This is a genomic window from Pseudomonas sp. P129, from assembly GCF_020312195.1.
Lineage (GTDB): Bacteria > Pseudomonadota > Gammaproteobacteria > Pseudomonadales > Pseudomonadaceae > Aquipseudomonas > Aquipseudomonas fragariae.
Window position 1 is genome coordinate 296302 of the sequence record NZ_JAGPYS010000007.1, and the last position, 17029, is coordinate 313330.

15 protein-coding genes and 2 pseudogenes are annotated in these 17029 nt (G+C 60.2%); 5 read left to right on the forward strand and 12 right to left on the reverse strand.

Going from position 1 to position 17029, the window contains the following annotated elements; genetic code table 11:
- Positions 1–132 precede the first annotated feature (132 nt).
- Positions 133–2076 (forward strand): glucan biosynthesis protein G, encoded by a 1944-nt coding sequence (locus KBY02_RS18320; RefSeq protein WP_024649753.1) that lies wholly within the window; start codon positions 133–135, stop codon positions 2074–2076.
- Entirely contained in the window at positions 2069–4651 is a 2583-nt protein-coding gene (gene mdoH / locus KBY02_RS18325; RefSeq protein WP_225650672.1) for a glucans biosynthesis glucosyltransferase MdoH, read from the forward strand. Before KBY02_RS18320 ends, mdoH begins: the two co-directional genes overlap by 8 nt.
- A gap of 499 nt (positions 4652–5150) precedes the next feature.
- On the opposite strand, the gene KBY02_RS26595 is transcribed toward mdoH, so the two are convergent.
- From KBY02_RS26595 to ubiE, 12 genes and pseudogenes are all read right to left on the reverse strand, one after another.
- Positions 5151–6026: a methyl-accepting chemotaxis protein gene (locus KBY02_RS26595; RefSeq protein WP_412548791.1), complete on the reverse strand. Its 876-nt coding sequence runs from the start codon at positions 6024–6026 to the stop codon at positions 5151–5153.
- Positions 6009–7178: pseudogene (locus KBY02_RS26600) on the reverse strand (methyl-accepting chemotaxis protein); the annotation flags it as partial. The gene KBY02_RS26595 and the pseudogene KBY02_RS26600, both read right to left, overlap by 18 nt.
- 118 nt (positions 7179–7296) lie before the next feature.
- Positions 7297–9132: a methyl-accepting chemotaxis protein gene (locus tag KBY02_RS18335; RefSeq protein ID WP_373686953.1), complete on the reverse strand. Its 1836-nt coding sequence runs from the start codon at positions 9130–9132 to the stop codon at positions 7297–7299.
- A gap of 169 nt (positions 9133–9301) precedes the next feature.
- Positions 9302–10009, reverse strand: a complete 708-nt coding sequence (locus KBY02_RS18340) for a 16S rRNA (uracil(1498)-N(3))-methyltransferase (RefSeq protein WP_024650698.1) — start codon at positions 10007–10009, stop codon at positions 9302–9304.
- Positions 10006–10806 (reverse strand): twin-arginine translocase subunit TatC, encoded by an 801-nt coding sequence (tatC, locus tag KBY02_RS18345; protein ID WP_011266364.1) that lies wholly within the window; start codon positions 10804–10806, stop codon positions 10006–10008. The genes KBY02_RS18340 and tatC overlap by 4 nt, the downstream gene beginning before the upstream one ends.
- Positions 10803–11279: a Sec-independent protein translocase protein TatB gene (gene tatB, locus KBY02_RS18350; protein ID WP_011266365.1), complete on the reverse strand. Its 477-nt coding sequence runs from the start codon at positions 11277–11279 to the stop codon at positions 10803–10805. Before tatB ends, tatC begins: the two co-directional genes overlap by 4 nt.
- Positions 11280–11283: 4 nt before the next feature.
- Complete coding sequence (locus KBY02_RS18355; protein ID WP_003316632.1) at positions 11284–11559, reverse strand: twin-arginine translocase TatA/TatE family subunit; 276 nt, start codon at positions 11557–11559, stop codon at positions 11284–11286.
- 44 nt (positions 11560–11603) lie between these two features.
- Entirely contained in the window at positions 11604–11936 is a 333-nt protein-coding gene (locus tag KBY02_RS18360) for a phosphoribosyl-ATP diphosphatase (RefSeq protein WP_002551631.1), read from the reverse strand.
- Between the two features lie 2 nt (positions 11937–11938).
- Entirely contained in the window at positions 11939–12331 is a 393-nt protein-coding gene (hisI, locus tag KBY02_RS18365; protein ID WP_003403068.1) for a phosphoribosyl-AMP cyclohydrolase, read from the reverse strand.
- Between the two features lie 67 nt (positions 12332–12398).
- Positions 12399–14018, reverse strand: coding sequence for a ubiquinone biosynthesis regulatory protein kinase UbiB (gene ubiB / locus KBY02_RS18370; RefSeq protein ID WP_003316635.1), 1620 nt, complete (start codon positions 14016–14018; stop codon positions 12399–12401).
- The gene (locus KBY02_RS18375) at positions 14015–14638 is read right to left on the reverse strand and encodes an SCP2 domain-containing protein (protein WP_003403066.1); all 624 of its coding nucleotides are present in this window, start codon (positions 14636–14638) and stop codon (positions 14015–14017) included. The genes ubiB and KBY02_RS18375 overlap by 4 nt, the downstream gene beginning before the upstream one ends.
- Positions 14638–15408, reverse strand: a complete 771-nt coding sequence (gene ubiE / locus KBY02_RS18380) for a bifunctional demethylmenaquinone methyltransferase/2-methoxy-6-polyprenyl-1,4-benzoquinol methylase UbiE (protein WP_002551635.1) — start codon at positions 15406–15408, stop codon at positions 14638–14640. The genes KBY02_RS18375 and ubiE overlap by 1 nt, the downstream gene beginning before the upstream one ends.
- Before the next feature lie 144 nt (positions 15409–15552).
- Between ubiE and KBY02_RS18385 the strand changes: the two genes are divergently transcribed.
- The 3 genes and pseudogenes from KBY02_RS18385 to KBY02_RS18395 all read left to right on the forward strand — a co-directional run bounded on the left by KBY02_RS18385 (position 15553) and on the right by KBY02_RS18395 (position 16825).
- Complete coding sequence (locus KBY02_RS18385) at positions 15553–15831, forward strand: polyhydroxyalkanoic acid system family protein (RefSeq protein WP_003316638.1); 279 nt, start codon at positions 15553–15555, stop codon at positions 15829–15831.
- A gap of 61 nt (positions 15832–15892) precedes the next feature.
- Positions 15893–16030: pseudogene (locus KBY02_RS18390) on the forward strand (phasin family protein); the annotation flags it as partial.
- Positions 16031–16093: 63 nt separating this feature from the next.
- Positions 16094–16825 (forward strand): phasin family protein, encoded by a 732-nt coding sequence (locus tag KBY02_RS18395; protein WP_104683611.1) that lies wholly within the window; start codon positions 16094–16096, stop codon positions 16823–16825.
- Positions 16826–17029: the final 204 nt, after the last annotated feature.

The window sequence follows — 17029 nt, forward strand, 5'->3', positions numbered from 1 at the left end:
GGTATGACAAAAGCGGTTCTGACACCTGGTTGGGGAATCATTAAGCCCATTCGGAGTCGGAACAATGCTCGCCAACCCGGCATTGATAGCTGGCCGTTGGTTTTTTCATCTGTTTTTCGGCGAGGGTTGCTCGTGATTGTTAGTCCCTGTGATGCTCCAAAGACACCTGTCAAGCGGTTGCGTAGTGCACTTCTGGCAAGCTCGGCCCTTGTATGCCTGTTCAGTGCAGGTCAGCTGTGGGCGTTCAACCTTGATGATGTAGCGGCGAAGGCCAAAGAAATGGCCGGGCAGAAGTTCGAGGCTCCGCGGAGCAATCTGCCGAACGAGCTGCGCGACATGAAGTTCGCCGATTATCAGAAGATCCGCTTCCGTGATGACAAGGCCGAATGGGCGGGTGAAAAGACTCCGTTCAAAGTGTCTTTCTACCACCAGGGCATGCACTTCGATACGCCGGTCAAGATCAACGAAGTGACCGCGACCAGCGTCGACGAGATCAAGTACGACCCGAATCGTTTTGACTTCGGCGATCTGAAGATCGACCCGAAATCCACCGAGAAACTGGGTTATGCCGGTTTCCGTGTCCTGTATCCGATCAACAAGGATGACAAGCAGGACGAAATCATGACCATGCTGGGCGCGAGCTACTTCCGCGTCATCGGCAAGGGTCAGGTTTATGGCCTTTCCGCGCGCGGCATGGCGATCGACACTGCCTCGCCATCCGGTGAAGAATTTCCGCGCTTCAAGGAATTCTGGATCGAGAAGCCAGGCCCGGATGACAACCATCTGGTGATCTTTGCTCTGCTCGACTCGCCGCGTGCCACCGGTGCCTATCAGTTGACCCTGCGTCCGGGTACCAACACCCTGGTTGACGTGAAGTCGCGCATGTTCCTGCGTGACAAGGTCAACAAGCTGGGCGTTGCTCCTCTGACCAGTATGTTCCTGTTCGGCGCCAACCAGCCTTCGCGTGTGCCTAACTACCGTCGTGAACTGCACGATTCCAGCGGTCTGTCGATTCAGGCGGCCAACGGTGAGTGGCTGTGGCGTCCGCTGAACAACCCTAAACATCTGTCCATCAGCAGCTTCTCGGTCGAGAACCCGCGTGGTTTCGGTCTGCTGCAACGTGGCCGCGACTTCAGCCAGTACGAAGACCTGGATGACCGCTACGACAAGCGTCCAAGTGCCTGGATCGAGCCGAAGGGCGATTGGGGTAAAGGGACTGTCGAGCTGGTCGAAATTCCGACTGCCGACGAGACCAACGACAACATCGTAGCTTACTGGAAGCCTGAAACGCTGGCCGAGCCTGGTCAGGAAATGGCGTTCGACTACCGTCTGCACTGGACCATGCAGGAAAACTCGATTCACTCGCCGGATCTGGGCTGGGTCAAGCAGACTCAACGCTCCATCGGTGACGTGCGTCAGTCCAACCTGATCCGTCAGCCGGACGGCAGCCTTGCCTTCCTGGTCGACTTCGTGGGCCCGGTGCTGGCCGCACTGCCGGAAGACAAGACCATTCGCAGCCAGGTGACCACTGACGACAACGTCGAGCTGGTGGAAAACAACCTGCGCTACAACCCGGTCACCAAAGGTTACCGCCTGACCCTGCGTGTCAAGGTCAAGGATTCCAGCAAGCCGACCGAAATGCGCGCCTACCTGTTGCGTGAAATCCCTGCCGAACCGGGCAAGGAACCTGCGCTGCTCGTGGCTGACAAAGCCGAAGAGAAGAAGGCCGCCGCCAAGGAAGCTGCCAAGCCGGCAGTCGCCAAGGAGTCCGCCAACGACCAGGTAGAAATCGCCAAGGCCGACGCACCCAAGCCGGAAGCTGCCAAGCCTGAGACTGCCAAGTCTGAAGCAGGCAAGGCTGACGCAGCAAAAGCTGACGCAGCCAAAGGCAAAGGCGAAGTCGCCAAGGCCGATGCAGGCAAAGCCGACGCATCCAAGGCTGACGTAGCCAAGGACAAGGACGGTAAGGAAATTCAGCAGCCTGAAACCGAGGCAGCACCCACCCATCCGGAACCGGCCAAGACGTTGCAAGTCATGACCGAGACCTGGAGCTATCAGTTGCCGAGCGATGAGTAATTCTCTACCGGTGCCAATGTCTCTGAACGAGTACCTGGCGCATTTACCGATGAGCGACGAGCAGCGGGCAGAACTTGCCGGCTGCACGACCTTCGCCGAGTTGCATGAGCGACTGTCCGCGCAGCCGGTCACTGACCCTGCCGAGGCCGCTCAGGCTTCGGTGGGTCGCCGTCTGACGCTGACCACCGCAGATCAGCTGGAGGACGCCGAGATGCTCGGCGTCGATGCCAGCGGTCGCCTGTGCCTGAAGGCTACACCACCGATTCGCCGGACCAAGGTCGTGCCAGAGCCATGGCGCACCAACATCCTGGTGCGCGGCTGGCGTCGCCTGACCGGCAAGGGCAACCCGCCCAAGCCCGAGCACGATGATCTGCCGCGGGATCTGCCGAAGGCGCGCTGGCGTACCGTCGGTTCGATCCGTCGCTACATCCTGCTGATCCTCATGCTGGGTCAGACGATCGTGGCTGGCTGGTACATGAAAGGCATTCTGCCGTATCAGGGCTGGTCGCTGGTTTCGCTCGACGAAATCACCCGTCAGACCTTCGTGCAGACCGCCTTGCAGGTCATGCCTTATGCCTTGCAGACCAGTATTCTGTTGCTGTTCGGGATTCTGTTCTGCTGGGTATCGGCCGGTTTCTGGACCGCGCTGATGGGCTTCCTGGAATTGCTCACCGGTCGCGACAAATACCGCATCTCGGGTGCCAGTGCCGGCAACGAGCCGATCGAAAAGGGCGCACGTACTGCGCTGGTCATGCCGATCTGCAACGAAGACGTGCCTCGGGTTTTCGCCGGTCTGCGCGCTACGTTCGAATCGGTAGCGGCCACGGGTGACCTGGATCGTTTCGATTTCTTCGTGCTCAGTGACACCAACGAAACCGACATCGCCGTTGCCGAGCAACAGGCGTGGCTGGACGTGTGCCGCGAGACCAAAGGCTTTGGCAAGATCTTCTATCGTCGCCGTCGCCGTCGCGTAAAACGCAAAAGCGGCAACCTCGACGACTTCTGCCGGCGCTGGGGCGGTGACTACCGCTACATGGTCGTGCTGGACGCCGACAGCGTCATGAGCGGTGAGTGTCTGACCAGTCTGGTTCGCCTGATGGAAGCCACGCCGGACGCCGGTATCATCCAGACCGCGCCACGTGCGTCGGGTATGGACACGCTGTATGCACGCATGCAGCAGTTCGCTACCCGGGTCTATGGTCCGCTGTTCACTGCCGGTCTGCACTTCTGGCAGCTGGGTGAATCCCACTATTGGGGTCACAACGCGATCATCCGCATGAAGCCCTTCATCGAGCACTGCGCCCTGGCGCCGCTGCCCGGCAAAGGCGCATTCGCCGGTGCGATCCTCTCCCACGACTTCGTCGAAGCTGCGCTGATGCGCCGTGCCGGCTGGGGCGTGTGGATTGCCTACGACCTGCCAGGCAGTTACGAAGAGTTGCCGCCTAACCTGCTGGACGAACTCAAGCGTGACCGTCGCTGGTGCCACGGCAACCTGATGAACTTCAGGCTGTTCCTGGTCAAGGGCATGCACCCGGTTCACCGTGCGGTGTTCCTGACCGGTGTGATGTCTTACCTGTCGGCGCCGTTGTGGTTCTTCTTCCTCGTGCTGTCCACGGCCTTGCTGGCGGTGAACACGTTGATGGAGCCGACCTACTTCCTTGAACCGCGTCAGCTGTACCCGCTGTGGCCACAATGGCACCCGGAAAAAGCCGTTGCGTTGTTCTCGACCACCATCGTCCTGCTGTTCCTGCCTAAACTGCTCAGCGTCATTCTGATCTGGGCCAAGGGCGCGAAAGGCTTCGGTGGGAAGTTCAAGGTCACCGTTTCGATGCTGCTGGAAATGCTCTTCTCGGTGCTGCTGGCTCCGGTGCGCATGCTGTTCCACACACGCTTCGTACTGGCCGCTTTCCTGGGCTGGGCCGCGACCTGGAACTCGCCGCAACGCGACGATGACTCCACGCCGTGGATCGAAGCGGTGAAGCGTCATGGTCCGCAAACCCTGCTGGGCGCGTGCTGGGCCTTGCTGGTGTTCTGGTTGAACCCGAGCTTCCTGTGGTGGCTTGCGCCGATCGTGGTGTCGTTGATGCTGTCGATTCCGGTGTCGGTGATTTCCAGCCGTACCAATCTGGGCGTCAAGGCGCGTGACGAGAAGTTCTTCCTGATTCCTGAAGAGTTCGAGCCGCCGCAAGAGCTGATCTCGACGGATCGGTACACCTACGAGAACCGCTGGCATGCGCTGAAGCAGGGCTTCATCCGCGCTGTGGTCGACCCGCGCCAGAACGCCCTGGCCTGCGCCCTGGCGACGTCGCGTCACCGTCAGGCTCAGCCGATTGAAGTGGTGCGTATGGAGCGTGTCGATCAGGCACTCAAGGTTGGTCCGGCAAAACTCGGCAATCAGGAACGCCTGATGCTGCTGAGCGACCCGGTAGCCCTTGGCCGCTTGCACGAGCGCGTCTGGAGCGAAGGTCACGAAGAGTGGCTGGCCGCGTGGAGAGCTTCCATCGAAGCCGATCCACATGCGCCTCTGCTGCCTTTGCAACCTGTCGGTAAAGTATCGGAGCCGGTCCCGGTCTAAAACCGCCCGGCTACGAAAAGAGCCCCTGACGCTTAGCGCGTCGGGGGCTTTTTTATTGGGCTTTGTGGCAAAGACCCACGCAAGCGAGGGGGAGAGGCGAACTTGTTCGCGGCATGTTCGGAAAGCTTGGCGGCCCCTTCGCGGACAAGTCCGCTCCTACGCCCGTTGGGCAGAATCAAAAACGGCCTCCTGCCCGAGGGCTAGGAGCGAACTTGTTCGCGAAGACGCTCGCTCAGGCGATGCATGTTCGGAAAGCTTGGCGGCCCCTTCGCGGACAAGTCCGCTCCTACGCCCGTTGGGCAGAATCAAAAACGGCCTCCTGCCCGAGGGGTAGGGGCGAACTTGTTCGCGAAGACGGTCGCTCAGGCGATGCATGTCCGGAAAGCTTGGCGGCCCCTTCGCGGACAAGTCCGCTCCTACGCCCGTTGGGCAGAATCAAAAGCAGGCTGGTGTATAACGCCAAGCGCTCCAGCGTCGGAATCCTTGCGTCGCAGATCTATCAACCCACCCTGAATTTCCCCACCAGTGTCTGCAGGTGGGTTCCCAGTCTGGCGAGTTCGACGCTGGAGGCGGCGGTTTGTTCGCTGGCTGCGGCGGTTTGTTCGGAGATGTCGCGTACGCTGATGACGTTACGGTTGATCTGTTCGGCGACCACGCTCTGTTCCTCGCTGGCGGTAGCGATCTGTTCGTTCATGTGCTGGATCGTCGCCACGGTGCGGGTGATCTGCTCCAGTGCGCCACCGGCACGACGGCTCAGTTCAACCGTGTTGTCAGTCAGGGTGCGGCTGCTGTCCAGAGTGGTCGCGACCTGTTGTGTGCCGGTTTGCAGGGCGGCGATCAGCTCTTCGATTTCCTCGGTGGATTTTTGCGTGCGCTGCGCCAGACCACGCACTTCATCGGCAACCACCGCGAAGCCGCGCCCGGCCTCTCCCGCGCGGGCTGCTTCAATCGCCGCATTGAGAGCCAGCAGATTGGTCTGCTGTGAAACAGACTTGATCACGTCAAGAACGCCGACGATCTTGTTACTCTCCTGCTTGAGCGCGCTCATCGACTGCGTGGAGTTCAGCACTTCGCGAGCCAGTTGCTCGATCTGCGTGATCGCCTGCCGGACCACTTCATCGCCGCTGCGCGCCTGTTGATCCGCCTGAGCGGCTGCCTGCGAAGCTTCTTGCGCATTGCGCGCGACTTCCTGCACGGTCGCGGCCATTTCATTCATGGCCGTGGCCACCTGGTCGGTTTCGTCTTTTTGGCTGGTGACTCCGATGCAGGTCTGTTTGGTCACCGCGGATAACTGTTCGGCCGCGCTGGCGATCTGCGACACGCCCTCGCTGATGCCGCCAACCAGTTCGCGCAGGCTGACGGTCATGGTCTGCATGCTGCCTTGTAACTGACCCATTTCGTCACGGCGTGTGACCGATATGTCCCGGCTCAGATCGCCCTGAGCGATGCGCGCTGCGGCACTGAGTGTCTGCTGCAACGGCACGGTGATCTGTCGGGTCATGATCCAGGCGGCAAGCAATCCGATCAGCAGAGCCAGACCTGCAACACTGCTCAGCATGGCGCTGGAATTAGCCGCCTCGCTGTCGCGCTGTGCAGTCTGCAGGCGATTCAGCGCGCCGACGGAGTCCAGCAGCGTTTCGCCAAGGCCTTCCATGATTTCCTGATCCGCTTCGGCCTTGGTCTGTATCTGCTTGAACTCGCCAAGCCGTTCGCGATAACTCTGCAGGGCTGCGGTCGCCGGTGTCAGGCCCTGAAGGCTTTCGTTGCCCTGATCCTGAGCGATCTGCCCGATTTCCTTGAGCGCTTCGTCGATGGCCGCAATGGCTGCGCTTTCATCGGCGTCGCGGGTGGTGAAGGTATACGTCTGCACTTGATAACGAGCGGTCTGGACCTGCTGCCTCAGTTGGGAAATATTGGTGAATTCCTCCATCCGCTCGCTGCTGTCCTGTTCCTGGCTGACGCTTTTGAGCACTTCTACCTCAACCTGCGCGATGGCCTGCAAGGCCTGTTCCGAGGTCTGCTCCAGGCGCGTGCGTATCTGGTTGCGGGTCTGTCGGTTGTCGCGAACGTCCGCGAAGGTCTTTTCGATCCTGTTCAGCGTCTCGAACTGCCCGTTGAGCAGCTTGATGGTTGCCTCCTCGTCACTCTGCTTGTGCAGCAGGGTGAGCTGGGCTTTCATTTCATTGAGCTTTTCTGTAACCAGCGCCGTACTCTCCGGCGTTTTCTGGACGCGGTCGGTGATTCGCTCGGCGCGCAGATCTTTGGTCAGACCGTTGAGCTGGGCGATGTCCGAGAGCGACTCCGAGCGGTCGATCATGGTGTACAGGCCATGCCAGCCCGTCAGTGTGATGATCAGCGTCAATAACAGCACCAGGCCGAAACCCAGGGACAGTTTGAATCTGACGTTCATGTTGCCGAGCGCTTGATTGATCAGTCGGAACATTGGAATCTCCTGCAATGAGCGAACAAAAGCACGTTCCGAACCCGTCGGGACATGCGTTGTGAGCGCATCGGCGTGGCGATTCATTGCGTGACCTGAGAAGGTCGTAGGAGATTTCCGAGCAGGGAGGAGGGGTGAAAGGTGTCACATTTTGTCGGGAAAAATGGCCCGCGCCGAGTGCTGACGCGGGCTGTGTCCTGACAGGTCAGACGGTGAAACGGCTCACCAGCACCTGAAGGTGATTGCCCAGTCTCGCCAGTTCTACACTGGACGCCGCGGTTTCTTCACTGGCTGCAGAGGTCTGTTCGGACACGTCACGGACATTGATGATGCTGCGGTTGATCTCTTCGGCGGTCGCGCTCTGTTCTTCGGCGGCAGCCGCAATCTGCTGGTTCATGGCCTGGATCGACGAGACGGTTTTGGTGATGTTCGCCAGCGATCCGCCGGCCCTGCGGGTCAGTTCCACGCTGCTGGTGCTCAGCTCGCGGCTGCTGTCCATGACGGTGGTTGCCTGTTGTGTGCCGCTTTGCAGGCGGGCAATAAGTGCTTCGATTTCTTCAGTGGATTTTTGCGTGCGTTGCGCCAGGCTGCGCACTTCATCGGCAACCACCGCAAAGCCCCGACCGGCCTCACCGGCGCGTGCTGCCTCGATAGCGGCGTTCAACGCCAGCAGGTTGGTCTGTTCGGCGACCGATTTGATGACGTCCAGCACGCTGCCAATCTTGTCGCTTTCCTGTTTCAACGCGCCCATTGCTTCGCTGGAGTTGCCCACCGCAGAGGCGAGACGTTCGATTTGCGCAATGGCCTCGTTGACCACCCGTTCCCCGTCACGGGCCTGACGGTCTGCCGTCACCGCTGCTTCCGAAGCTTCCTCGGCGTTGCGTGCGACCTCCTGAACGGTCGCCGTCATTTCATGCATGGCAGTAGCGACCTGATCGGTCTCGACCTTCTGGCTGTTGACCCCGGCACTGGTCTGCTCGGTAACCGCCGACAGCTCTTCCGCAGCGCTGGCAATCTGGGTGACGCCATCACGAATCCCGCCGACCAGTTCGCGCAGACTGACCGTCATGCGCTGAATCGTGGCCTGCAGCTTGCCCAGCTCGTCCTTGCGATCAACCTTGAGGTTGCGGCTCAGGTCACCCGAGGCGACCCGCTCCACTACTTCGAGTGTCTCCTGTAGCGGGGTGGTGATCTGGCGAGTGATGACCCAGGCCGCGAGGATGCCAAGCACCATTGCCAGCGCAGTCGCGGCGATGATCATCTGAACCGACTTGGCGCTGTCTGCGTCGCGGCTCTTGTTCTGTCGGGTAATCAGGTCGTTGCTGGTGGCGAGCATGCTGACGCCCAGCGTGGTCATTTTATCCAGTGCGGCCTTGGAGGCGGCCTGGGCATCGCGGTATTTGCCCACAGCCGCGCGGTAGCCATTCAGTCCGGCGATGGCCTGTTGCAGCATGGGCGAATAAGTGGAGGAAATGTCGCCAGCCAGCGTGTTGATTCCGGTCACAGCATCATCGATGGCTTTATTGGCGTCCTTTTCGAAATCGGGACGGCCGCTGTAGGTGTAACCACGTACCTGAAAGCGCGCCTGCTGAATCAGCTTGCTGACGCCGACGATGCCATTGAAGGCGAGGATGTTATCTTCCTTGAGCAGTTCGGCTTCGATCCTGTTGGCCTGATCCACTGCCTTGTCGGCGTTTTCGCCCATCTGGCTGCGGCTGGCTTCGCGGGTATCGATTGCCTTGCTCATGTCCTCGAACGACTGGCGATAGTCGCGAGTGGCCTGAATCTGGACATCCAGCAACTGCAGGTTCTCGGGGGATCGCAGCAGGTTTCTGGCGGTTTGCAGTGCGGCGTCGAGCTCATCGAGTGTACTTCTGACCTTCGCTGCAGTCTCTGCGTTGTACAGCACCTCGTAGCTCATACGGTTGATGCGCAACTGAAGGGTCAGCTCATTGACCTCTGCAATCGCAGTGACACGGTCCCCACGATCGATCAGGGCCTGATTGCTGAACCAGCCGGTGGCTGAAATCATCAGCGTCATCAACAGCACCAGACCAAAGCCGATCGCCAATTTGAGGCTGACACTCGCATTGGCGAGGCTTTTGGATAACCCACGAGACATGATCACTCCTTGACATCTTTTGTCCTAAGTATCCGACTGCATCGGCCAGTTATCGGTTAACTGAAGCGATTTAGTCGACACTGACAGCTTAGAACAAGCGAGCGAGAAGGGCCGTTACAGCGGTTTCGACGCGCAGGATGCGTTCGCCCAGTTGCACGGGCTGCAAACCTGACTGGCGCAACAGATCGATTTCGTACGGTATCCAGCCACCTTCAGGGCCAATGGCCAGTGTGACCGGTTGGGTGACCGCACGTGGGCAGGCCGGGAAATCACCGGGATGGCCGACCAGGGCCAGTGTGTCGAGCGCGATCTGCGGCAAGCGATCTTCAACGAACGGCTTGAAGCGCTTTTCGATCACGATTTCAGGCAGCACCGAATCGCGCGCCTGCTCCAGGCCCAGAATCAGCTGCTCGCGGATGGCTTCGGCCTCGAGAAACGGCGTCTGCCAGAAGCTTTTTTCCACCCTGTAGCTGTTCAGCAGAATGACTTTCGGTACGCCCATGGTCGCAACGGTCTGAAACACCCGGCGTAACATCTTCGGGCGTGGCAACGCCAGCAACAGGGTAAGCGGCAGCTTTGCCGGCGGAGCACTCTGCAGCTCGACACGCAGCTCTGCTTCATGGGGTTCAAGGCGCAGCAGTTGGGCATTGCCCAGCAGGCCATTGACGCGGCCCACACGCAAACTGTCGCCAACCTCTGCGCGGTGCACCTCCTGCATGTGCTTCAGGCGGCGGTCACGCAGGACCACCCGGTCCGCCGCAATGAAATCGGCTTCCTCAAGCAGCAGCAGGTTCACGGAGTGGTCGCGGGCGGCTGATCCTGCTTGTCAGCGTCCTCGGCCTCATCGTCCGGATGTTCGCCACGCTTCTTGATCATCGTGCTGCACAGGACGCCCAGCTCGAAGAGCAGCCACATCGGCACCGCCAGCAGCGTCTGCGAGAAGATGTCCGGCGGCGTGAGGATCATGCCGACCACGAAGCAGCCGATGATCACGTAAGGGCGGATCTTCTTCAGGTACTTGACGTCGACGATGCCGATCCACACCAGCAACACCACGGCCACCGGGATTTCGAAGGCCACGCCAAAGGCGAAGAACAGCGTCATCACGAAGTCCAGGTAGCTGGCGATGTCGGTCATCATCGACACGCCTTCCGGCGTCACGCTGGCGAAGAAGTGGAAAATCAGCGGGAAGACCAGGAAGTAGGCGAACGCCATGCCTGCGTAGAACAGGATGATGCTCGACACCAGCAATGGCACTGCGACACGCTTCTCGTGCTTGTACAGGCCCGGCGCGATGAAGCCCCAGATCTGATGCAGGATGACCGGCATGGACAGAAACAGCGCGACCATCATGGTCAGCTTGAACGGCGTGATGAACGGCGAGGCCACATCGGTGGCGATCATCGTTGCGCCTTCAGGCAGATAGACTCGCAGCGGCGCCGAGACCAGTGTGTAGATCTTCTGCGTGAAGTAGAACAGGCCGGCGAAAATCAGGAAGACTGCCGCAACGCAGCGCAACAGACGTGTACGCAGCTCGGTGAGGTGCGAGATCAGCGGCATTTGCTGATCATTTTCCGGGGTATCAGCGCTCATGGTGCTCGCGGTGGCAATGACGAATCGTGGGCGGGAGGCGCCGGGACCGGTGTGCCGGCGTCAGCCGGTTTGGCGGTTTTCTCCAGCGACAGCTCGGTCTTTGGTGCCGCAGGTTGGGCAGGGCCGATTTCGTGGTGTGCGGCTTGGTTGTGCACGGGGCTTGCAGCTTCGGCCGCAGCGGGCGCTGGCGGCGGGTTTGCCGGCTCCGGGCTGTTCTCGGACGGCTGATTGGGCGCGAACATTTTGCGCGCTTCGTCTTCCATCGAAAGAATATGCTCGTTGTGCAACTGCCGACGAATTTCGTCGGCCCCGATTTCACGTTCAACTTCCTGTTTGATCGCATTGAAGCTGCGCTTCAAGCGGCCGATCCATAAGCCTGCGGTGCGTGCAGCACCCGGCAGGCGCTCGGGACCCAGTACCAGCAAGGCAACCAGGCCGACAAGCAGCAGTTCAGAGAAGCTGATACCGAACATGGGCTTAAACCTGGTCTTTGCGGATCGGCTCGTCGACTTTGTGCGCCTGCGCGTCGATGGTGTGCGGCTGATTCAGCGGCGAGCCCTGTGGGGCTGGCTGGGCCTGCTGGGGTTGAGGTGCAGGCTGTTCGGCAGGCTTGTCGTCGTCATTCATCGCCTTGCGAAAGCCCTTGATCGATTCGCCGACGTCGCTGCCCAGGCCCTTGAGTTTCTTGGTCCCGAAAACCAGTACTACGACGATCAGGATGACGATCCAGTGTTTCCAGTCAAAAATACCCATGAAACAGTCCTCGTAAAAGAGTTCAAGCTTGAAAGGGGAGAGCGTTACTCTGCCGTGCGAGCGGCTTTTTCCGCGTGACCGGACAAGCCGAATCGGCGGTCCAGTTCATCGAGCACGGCCTGTGGGTGCTGACCCAGCGCGGCGAGCATCACCATGCTGTGAAACCACAGGTCAGCGGTTTCATAAATCACGTCACTGCAATCGCCGCTGACCGCAGCGTCCTTGGCAGCGATGATGGTCTCGATCGACTCTTCGCCGAGCTTTTCCAGAATCTTGTTCAGGCCCTTGTGATACAGGCTTGCGACATAGGAGCTGTCGGCAGCGGCGTCCTTGCGTGATTCCAGCACTTCGGCCAGACGGGACAACGTATCAGTCATGTTCAATGGCCTGCAGGGTAAATAGCATCAGGATCTTTCAGAACCGGGTCTACGGTCTTCCAGCCTGACTTTTCATACACTCGGTAGAAGCAACTTTCGCGGCCGGTATGGCAAGCGATGCCACCGATCTGCTCGACCATCAGGATAATGACGTCGGCGTCACAGTCCAGGCGCAGTTCATGCAGCTTTTGCACATGACCCGATTCTTCACCTTTGCGCCAGAGTTTGCCACGCGAACGCGACCAATAGATGGCACGGTTCTCGGCCGCGGTCAGGCTCAGGGCCTCGCGGTTCATCCAGGCCATCATCAATACCCGGCCGGTCTTGTGATCCTGAGCGATTGCAGGCACCAGACCGTCGCTGTTCCAGTGAATCTCGTCCAGCCAGTCTTTCATATCTACTCCGGCAGCCGGCTTTCATGCCCGGCGGATTGAACAGTGTGCCAGCGCCATTCGCTGCTGGCTATCGGCGAACGATCAGATACAGCCCGGCGATCAGCATGATCGCGGCCGGCCACGCGGTGAGCGTCAGCAACTGGGTGGCGGCCTCGCTCATCACCCAGCCCTGTATCGCGCCGCCGACCAGCAATGCTGCACCGATCAGCCGCAGGACCGGCTCGTCCTTGCGATCGTGCCATGGGCGTGGCGGATCCGAGGCGTGCGGGCGGGACATGCGTTCCAGCAGGTCACGGGTCATGCCGGCGATGTGCGGCAGTTGCTCGACCTGTGATTGCAGATTGCCCAGCAGGGTTTTCGGGCTGACCCGTTCACGCATCCAGCGCTCCAGATAAGGCTGCGCGGTGCTCCACAGGTCCAGTTCCGGGTACAGCTGACGACCCAGCCCCTCGATGTTGAGCAGGGTCTTTTGCAGCAGGACCAGTTGCGGCTGGACTTCCATATTGAAGCGGCGTGCGGTCTGGAACAGACGCATCAGCACCTGACCGAAGGAAATATCCTTGAGCGGCTTCTCGAAAATCGGCTCGCAGACCGTGCGGATGGCCGCTTCGAATTCATTGAGCTTGGTCTCTGCCGGCACCCAGCCCGAATCGATGTGCAGTTGCGCAACGCGACGATAATCACGTTTGAAAAAGGCAAACAGGTTACGCGCCAGGTAATCCTGATCTTCCGGGGTCAGGCTGCCGACGATACCGCAGTCGATGGCAATGTACTTCGGCGCCCACGGGTTGACCGTACTGACGAAAATGTTGCCGGGGTGCATATCGGCATGGAAGAAGCTGTCGCGAAAAATCTGCGTGAAGAAGATCTCCACGCCGCGCTCGGCCAGTAATTTCATGTCGGTGCGCTGATCCGCCAGCCCGGCCATGTCGGTGACCTGCAGGCCGTAGATACGCTCCATGACCAGCACTTTCGGCCGGCACCAGTCCCAGTAGACTTGTGGCACGTAAAGCAGGTCGGAGCCTTCGAAGTTGCGTCGCAACTGGCTGGCGTTGGCCGCTTCACGCAGCAGGTCGAGTTCGTCGTAGATGGTCTTCTCATAATCCATCACCACCTGCACCGGGTGCAGCAGGCGGGCATCGGCGGAAACGCGCTCGGCGGTGCGGGCGAGAATGAACAGCCATGCCAGGTCCTGACCGATGATCGGCTTGAGGCCGGGGCGTACCACCTTGACCACGACTTCTTCGCCGGTCTTCAGGCAGGCGGCATGCACCTGGGCGACCGAAGCGGATGCCAGCGGCTTCTCGTCGAAGCGGCTGAACACGTCACAGATGCGCGCGCCAAGCTGTTCTTCGATCAGCTTGATCGCCAATTGCTGATCGAACGGCGGCACGCGATCCTGCAGCAGCATCAGCTCGTCGGCGATGTCCTCGGGCAGCAGGTCGCGCCGGGTGGACAGCAGTTGCCCGAACTTGATGAAAATCGGCCCCAGGTCCTGGAGCGCCAGGCGAAAGCGTACGCCACGGCTCAGCTCGGATTTGCGCCGTGGCAGCCAGCGCCAGGGCAGCACGAAACGCAGCGCGAGCATCCACCAAGGCAGGGGCAGGGCGAACAACAGGTCATCAAGGCGATAGCGGATAACGACACGTTGAATGCGAAACAGACGGCGGACGGCAAGCAGCTTCATGCGTTATCGCTGGTATTGAGGGAGTGGGCAAGGCGGGCAAAGCGCGCCTCGAGGCGTTCCAGATCGAGTTTGATCTGATCGAGTTCGGCGAATCGTGCTTCGGCTTCGTGTTTGCCTACCAGCGTGCGCGATTCTTCGCTGAGGTAGTCGGTGACGTTCTGGCTGAGGCTGTTGAAGCTTTCCCGCGTCCAGCGCCCGCTGTTGCGCAGGTGGCTGCTGAACAACTGGCTGGCCACCGGGCCGATCCAGTTGGACAGTTCGTGCTCCCAGTCCAGCTCCAGGTCCTGAAGAATGCCGACCAGTTCCAGCAGCGCGCCGCTGTCACCGTCGAGTTCGACGTCCGGGCCGTGCAGCACAGCGGTCTTGTCTTTGCTCAGGGACAGACGCACCAGGCTGGACGCCGGCGCACGCAGGGTGCAGTCGGCTTCGGCAGCCCAGTCAGCGGCGAGCAGCAAGCCTTGGTCGCTGGGCAGGATGAACAGCTTCAGGGACGGATCGCGACAGTCCACCGCAATGACACGTCCGGACAGACGCGCCATGCGGGGCAGCGCGGTGCTGTCCAGGCGCAGCACCCGATTGATGCCGTGCTCGATGCTGGCGAGCAGCCCCCGGAGCAACATCAGGGTTTGATACCGCGGTGCAGGGCCACGACGCCGGCAGTCATGTTGTGATAGGTCACGCGGTCAAAACCGGCTTCTACCATCATCGACTTGAGGGTTTCCTGGTTGGGGTGCATGCGGATCGATTCGGCCAGATAGCGGTAGCTTTCCGAATCATTGGTGACCAGCTTGCCCATCAACGGCATGAACGCGAACGAGTAGGCGTCGTAGGCCTTGGACATCAACTTGTTGGTCGGCTTGGAGAACTCCAGCACCAACAGGCGACCACCCGGCTTGAGCACGCGCAGCATGGAACGCAGGGCGTCTTCCTTGTGCGTCACGTTGCGCAGGCCGAACGCGATGGTCACGCAGTCGAAATGGTTGTCCGGGAATGGCAGCTTCTCGGCGTCTGCCTGGACGAACTCGACGTTGCCCGACACACCCAGGTCCAGCAGGCGGTCACGGCCGACCTTGAGCATGGAGGCGTTGATGTCAGCCAGTACCACCTGGCCGGTCGGGCCGACCAGGTTGGAGAATTTGCGGGTCAGGTCGCCCGTGCCGCCAGCAATGTCCAGCACGCGGTTACCGGTGCGGACGCCGGACAGCTCGATCGCGAAACGCTTCCACAGGCGATGCATGCCGCCGGACAGCAGGTCGTTCATCAGGTCGTACTTGGCCGCTACCGAATGGAAAACCTCAGCGACTTTTTCTGCCTTCTGGCTTTCCGGTACATTTTTGTAACCGAAGTGAGTCGTAGGTTCGGCATCGCTGCCTTTGCGCTGATCGTTCATATCGCTTCACCGGAATAGAGTGCGGGTCATTCTAATCGCCAAGGCCGGCTTTGTCTTGACAAGGCTCACCTGCAACGCTTTCTTGGATGCGGGCGGGTGTATATAGTTGCGCCGCATTTCATATGACGATCAAGGAAGCCTCCGATGGCCAAGATAACCGTTGAACGCCCGCACGCCCTGGGCCTCGAGAAGGCTCGCGAAAAGGCCGAGCAACTGGTCGAGAAGCTCTCCACCCGATACGGACTGGCCCACGAATGGGCTGGCGATACCGTAAAACTGGAGGGCAAGGGCGCCAAGGGCGAGGTCGAGGTCGAAGAGGCTTTGATCCGCGTCAACATCGAGCTGAACTTCATCCTGTCGGCCATGAGCGGTTCGATCAAGACAGAAGTCGAGCGCGTTCTGGACAAGGCGCTCGCTGCCTGAGTGCCGTATGCAGACCTGCTGATTTTTCTTCGCCGCCGTGTGCCCATGCGCTCTTTTATGCGTGCAAATCGACAGAATCGAGCGTGCTTTCGACCTTCGAGTCGCAAAGGCCTTGAACCGGATCGGTATCGCGTCTAAACATGATGTAGACACGCTCATTGCGAGCCGCCGGTGCTGCATGAGCGTGTCGGGCCGATAAAAGCTCGAACGCTGCGTGCCGAATGACTCGTGCGTTTCACGTCTGGACGATAAGGAGAACAGGATGGCTGGCAAGAAAAAAACCGAAAAAGATGGCAGCTCCTGGATGGGCGAGGTTGAGAAGTACTCTCGTCAGATCTGGCTGGCTGGTTTGGGCGCGTATTCCAAAATCAGCAATGACGGCAGCAAGCTTTTCGAGACGCTGGTGAAGGACGGCGAGAAGGCCGAGAAACTGACCAAGGTCGAAGCGCAGAAGCAGCTCGATGACGTCAAGAACACTAGCAAGTCGGCCAAGTCCCGCGTAGACGACGTGAAAGACCTCGCGGTTGGCAAGTGGAACGAGCTGGAAGAGGCTTTCGACAAGCGTCTGAATGGCGCGATTGCGCGCCTGGGTGTGCCGAGCCGCAGTGAAGTACAGGCGCTGAACAGCAAGGTCGACCAGCTGACCCGGCAGATCGAGCTACTGACGGGCGCGAAAGCCAGACCGGCTGCCTCGCGCACTGTGGCGGCCAAACCGGCAGCGACGAAGAACGCGGCGAAACCGTTGGTCAAGGCTGCGCCCAAGCCTGTCGCCAAAGCGGCGGACAAGAGCGTAGCGGCCAAGCCAGCCGTCAAGAAAGCAGCGACCGGGCCCGTCGAGGCTGCCAAAAAGCCTGCCGCTGCGAGCACCCGCAAAACCAGCACCGCGACCAAAACTGCAGCAGCGAAAAAAACAGCGACAAGAAAGCCGGCGGCCAAACCTGCTACCAAGCCCTCTACGCCGGCCGCATCGGAAAAGACAGTGATTCAGCCCTGATACCCGGCTGCAACAAAGAAGATAGGACGCAGAGCGTCCCGAACGGCATACCCACGCGGAGCATGGGCACGATGGTGTTCTTACGGACGACTATCGTTCCTCACGCTCCAGTGGACTGCCCCCCGAAAGTTGGACAGTTTTAGCTCGCCGCCTGAGCCCTGTATTTTACGGGGCTCAAGCCGTTTAGCTTCAGCTTGATGCGGT

What these genes read in the sequence shown, in the direction of transcription:
- tatB (WP_011266365.1), bottom strand. Translation starts at nt 11,279, where the DNA reads ATGTTCGGTATCAGCTTCTCTGAACTGCTGCTTGTCGGCCTGGTTGCC.
- hisI (WP_003403068.1), bottom strand. Translation starts at nt 12,331, where the DNA reads ATGAAAGACTGGCTGGACGAGATTCACTGGAACAGCGACGGTCTGGTG.
- KBY02_RS18375 (WP_003403066.1), bottom strand. Translation starts at nt 14,638, where the DNA reads ATGTTGCTCCGGGGGCTGCTCGCCAGCATCGAGCACGGCATCAATCGG.
- KBY02_RS18335 (WP_373686953.1), bottom strand. Translation starts at nt 9,132, where the DNA reads ATGACGCTGATGATTTCAGCCACCGGCTGGTTCAGCAATCAGGCCCTG.
- KBY02_RS18395 (WP_104683611.1), top strand. Translation starts at nt 16,094, where the DNA reads ATGGCTGGCAAGAAAAAAACCGAAAAAGATGGCAGCTCCTGGATGGGC.
- KBY02_RS18385 (WP_003316638.1), top strand. Translation starts at nt 15,553, where the DNA reads ATGGCCAAGATAACCGTTGAACGCCCGCACGCCCTGGGCCTCGAGAAG.
- ubiE (WP_002551635.1), bottom strand. Translation starts at nt 15,408, where the DNA reads ATGAACGATCAGCGCAAAGGCAGCGATGCCGAACCTACGACTCACTTC.
- KBY02_RS18360 (WP_002551631.1), bottom strand. Translation starts at nt 11,936, where the DNA reads ATGACTGATACGTTGTCCCGTCTGGCCGAAGTGCTGGAATCACGCAAG.
- tatC (WP_011266364.1), bottom strand. Translation starts at nt 10,806, where the DNA reads ATGAGCGCTGATACCCCGGAAAATGATCAGCAAATGCCGCTGATCTCG.
- mdoH (WP_225650672.1), top strand. Translation starts at nt 2,069, where the DNA reads ATGAGTAATTCTCTACCGGTGCCAATGTCTCTGAACGAGTACCTGGCG.
- KBY02_RS26595 (WP_412548791.1), bottom strand. Translation starts at nt 6,026, where the DNA reads ATGCAGACCATGACCGTCAGCCTGCGCGAACTGGTTGGCGGCATCAGC.
- ubiB (WP_003316635.1), bottom strand. Translation starts at nt 14,018, where the DNA reads ATGAAGCTGCTTGCCGTCCGCCGTCTGTTTCGCATTCAACGTGTCGTT.
- KBY02_RS18355 (WP_003316632.1), bottom strand. Translation starts at nt 11,559, where the DNA reads ATGGGTATTTTTGACTGGAAACACTGGATCGTCATCCTGATCGTCGTA.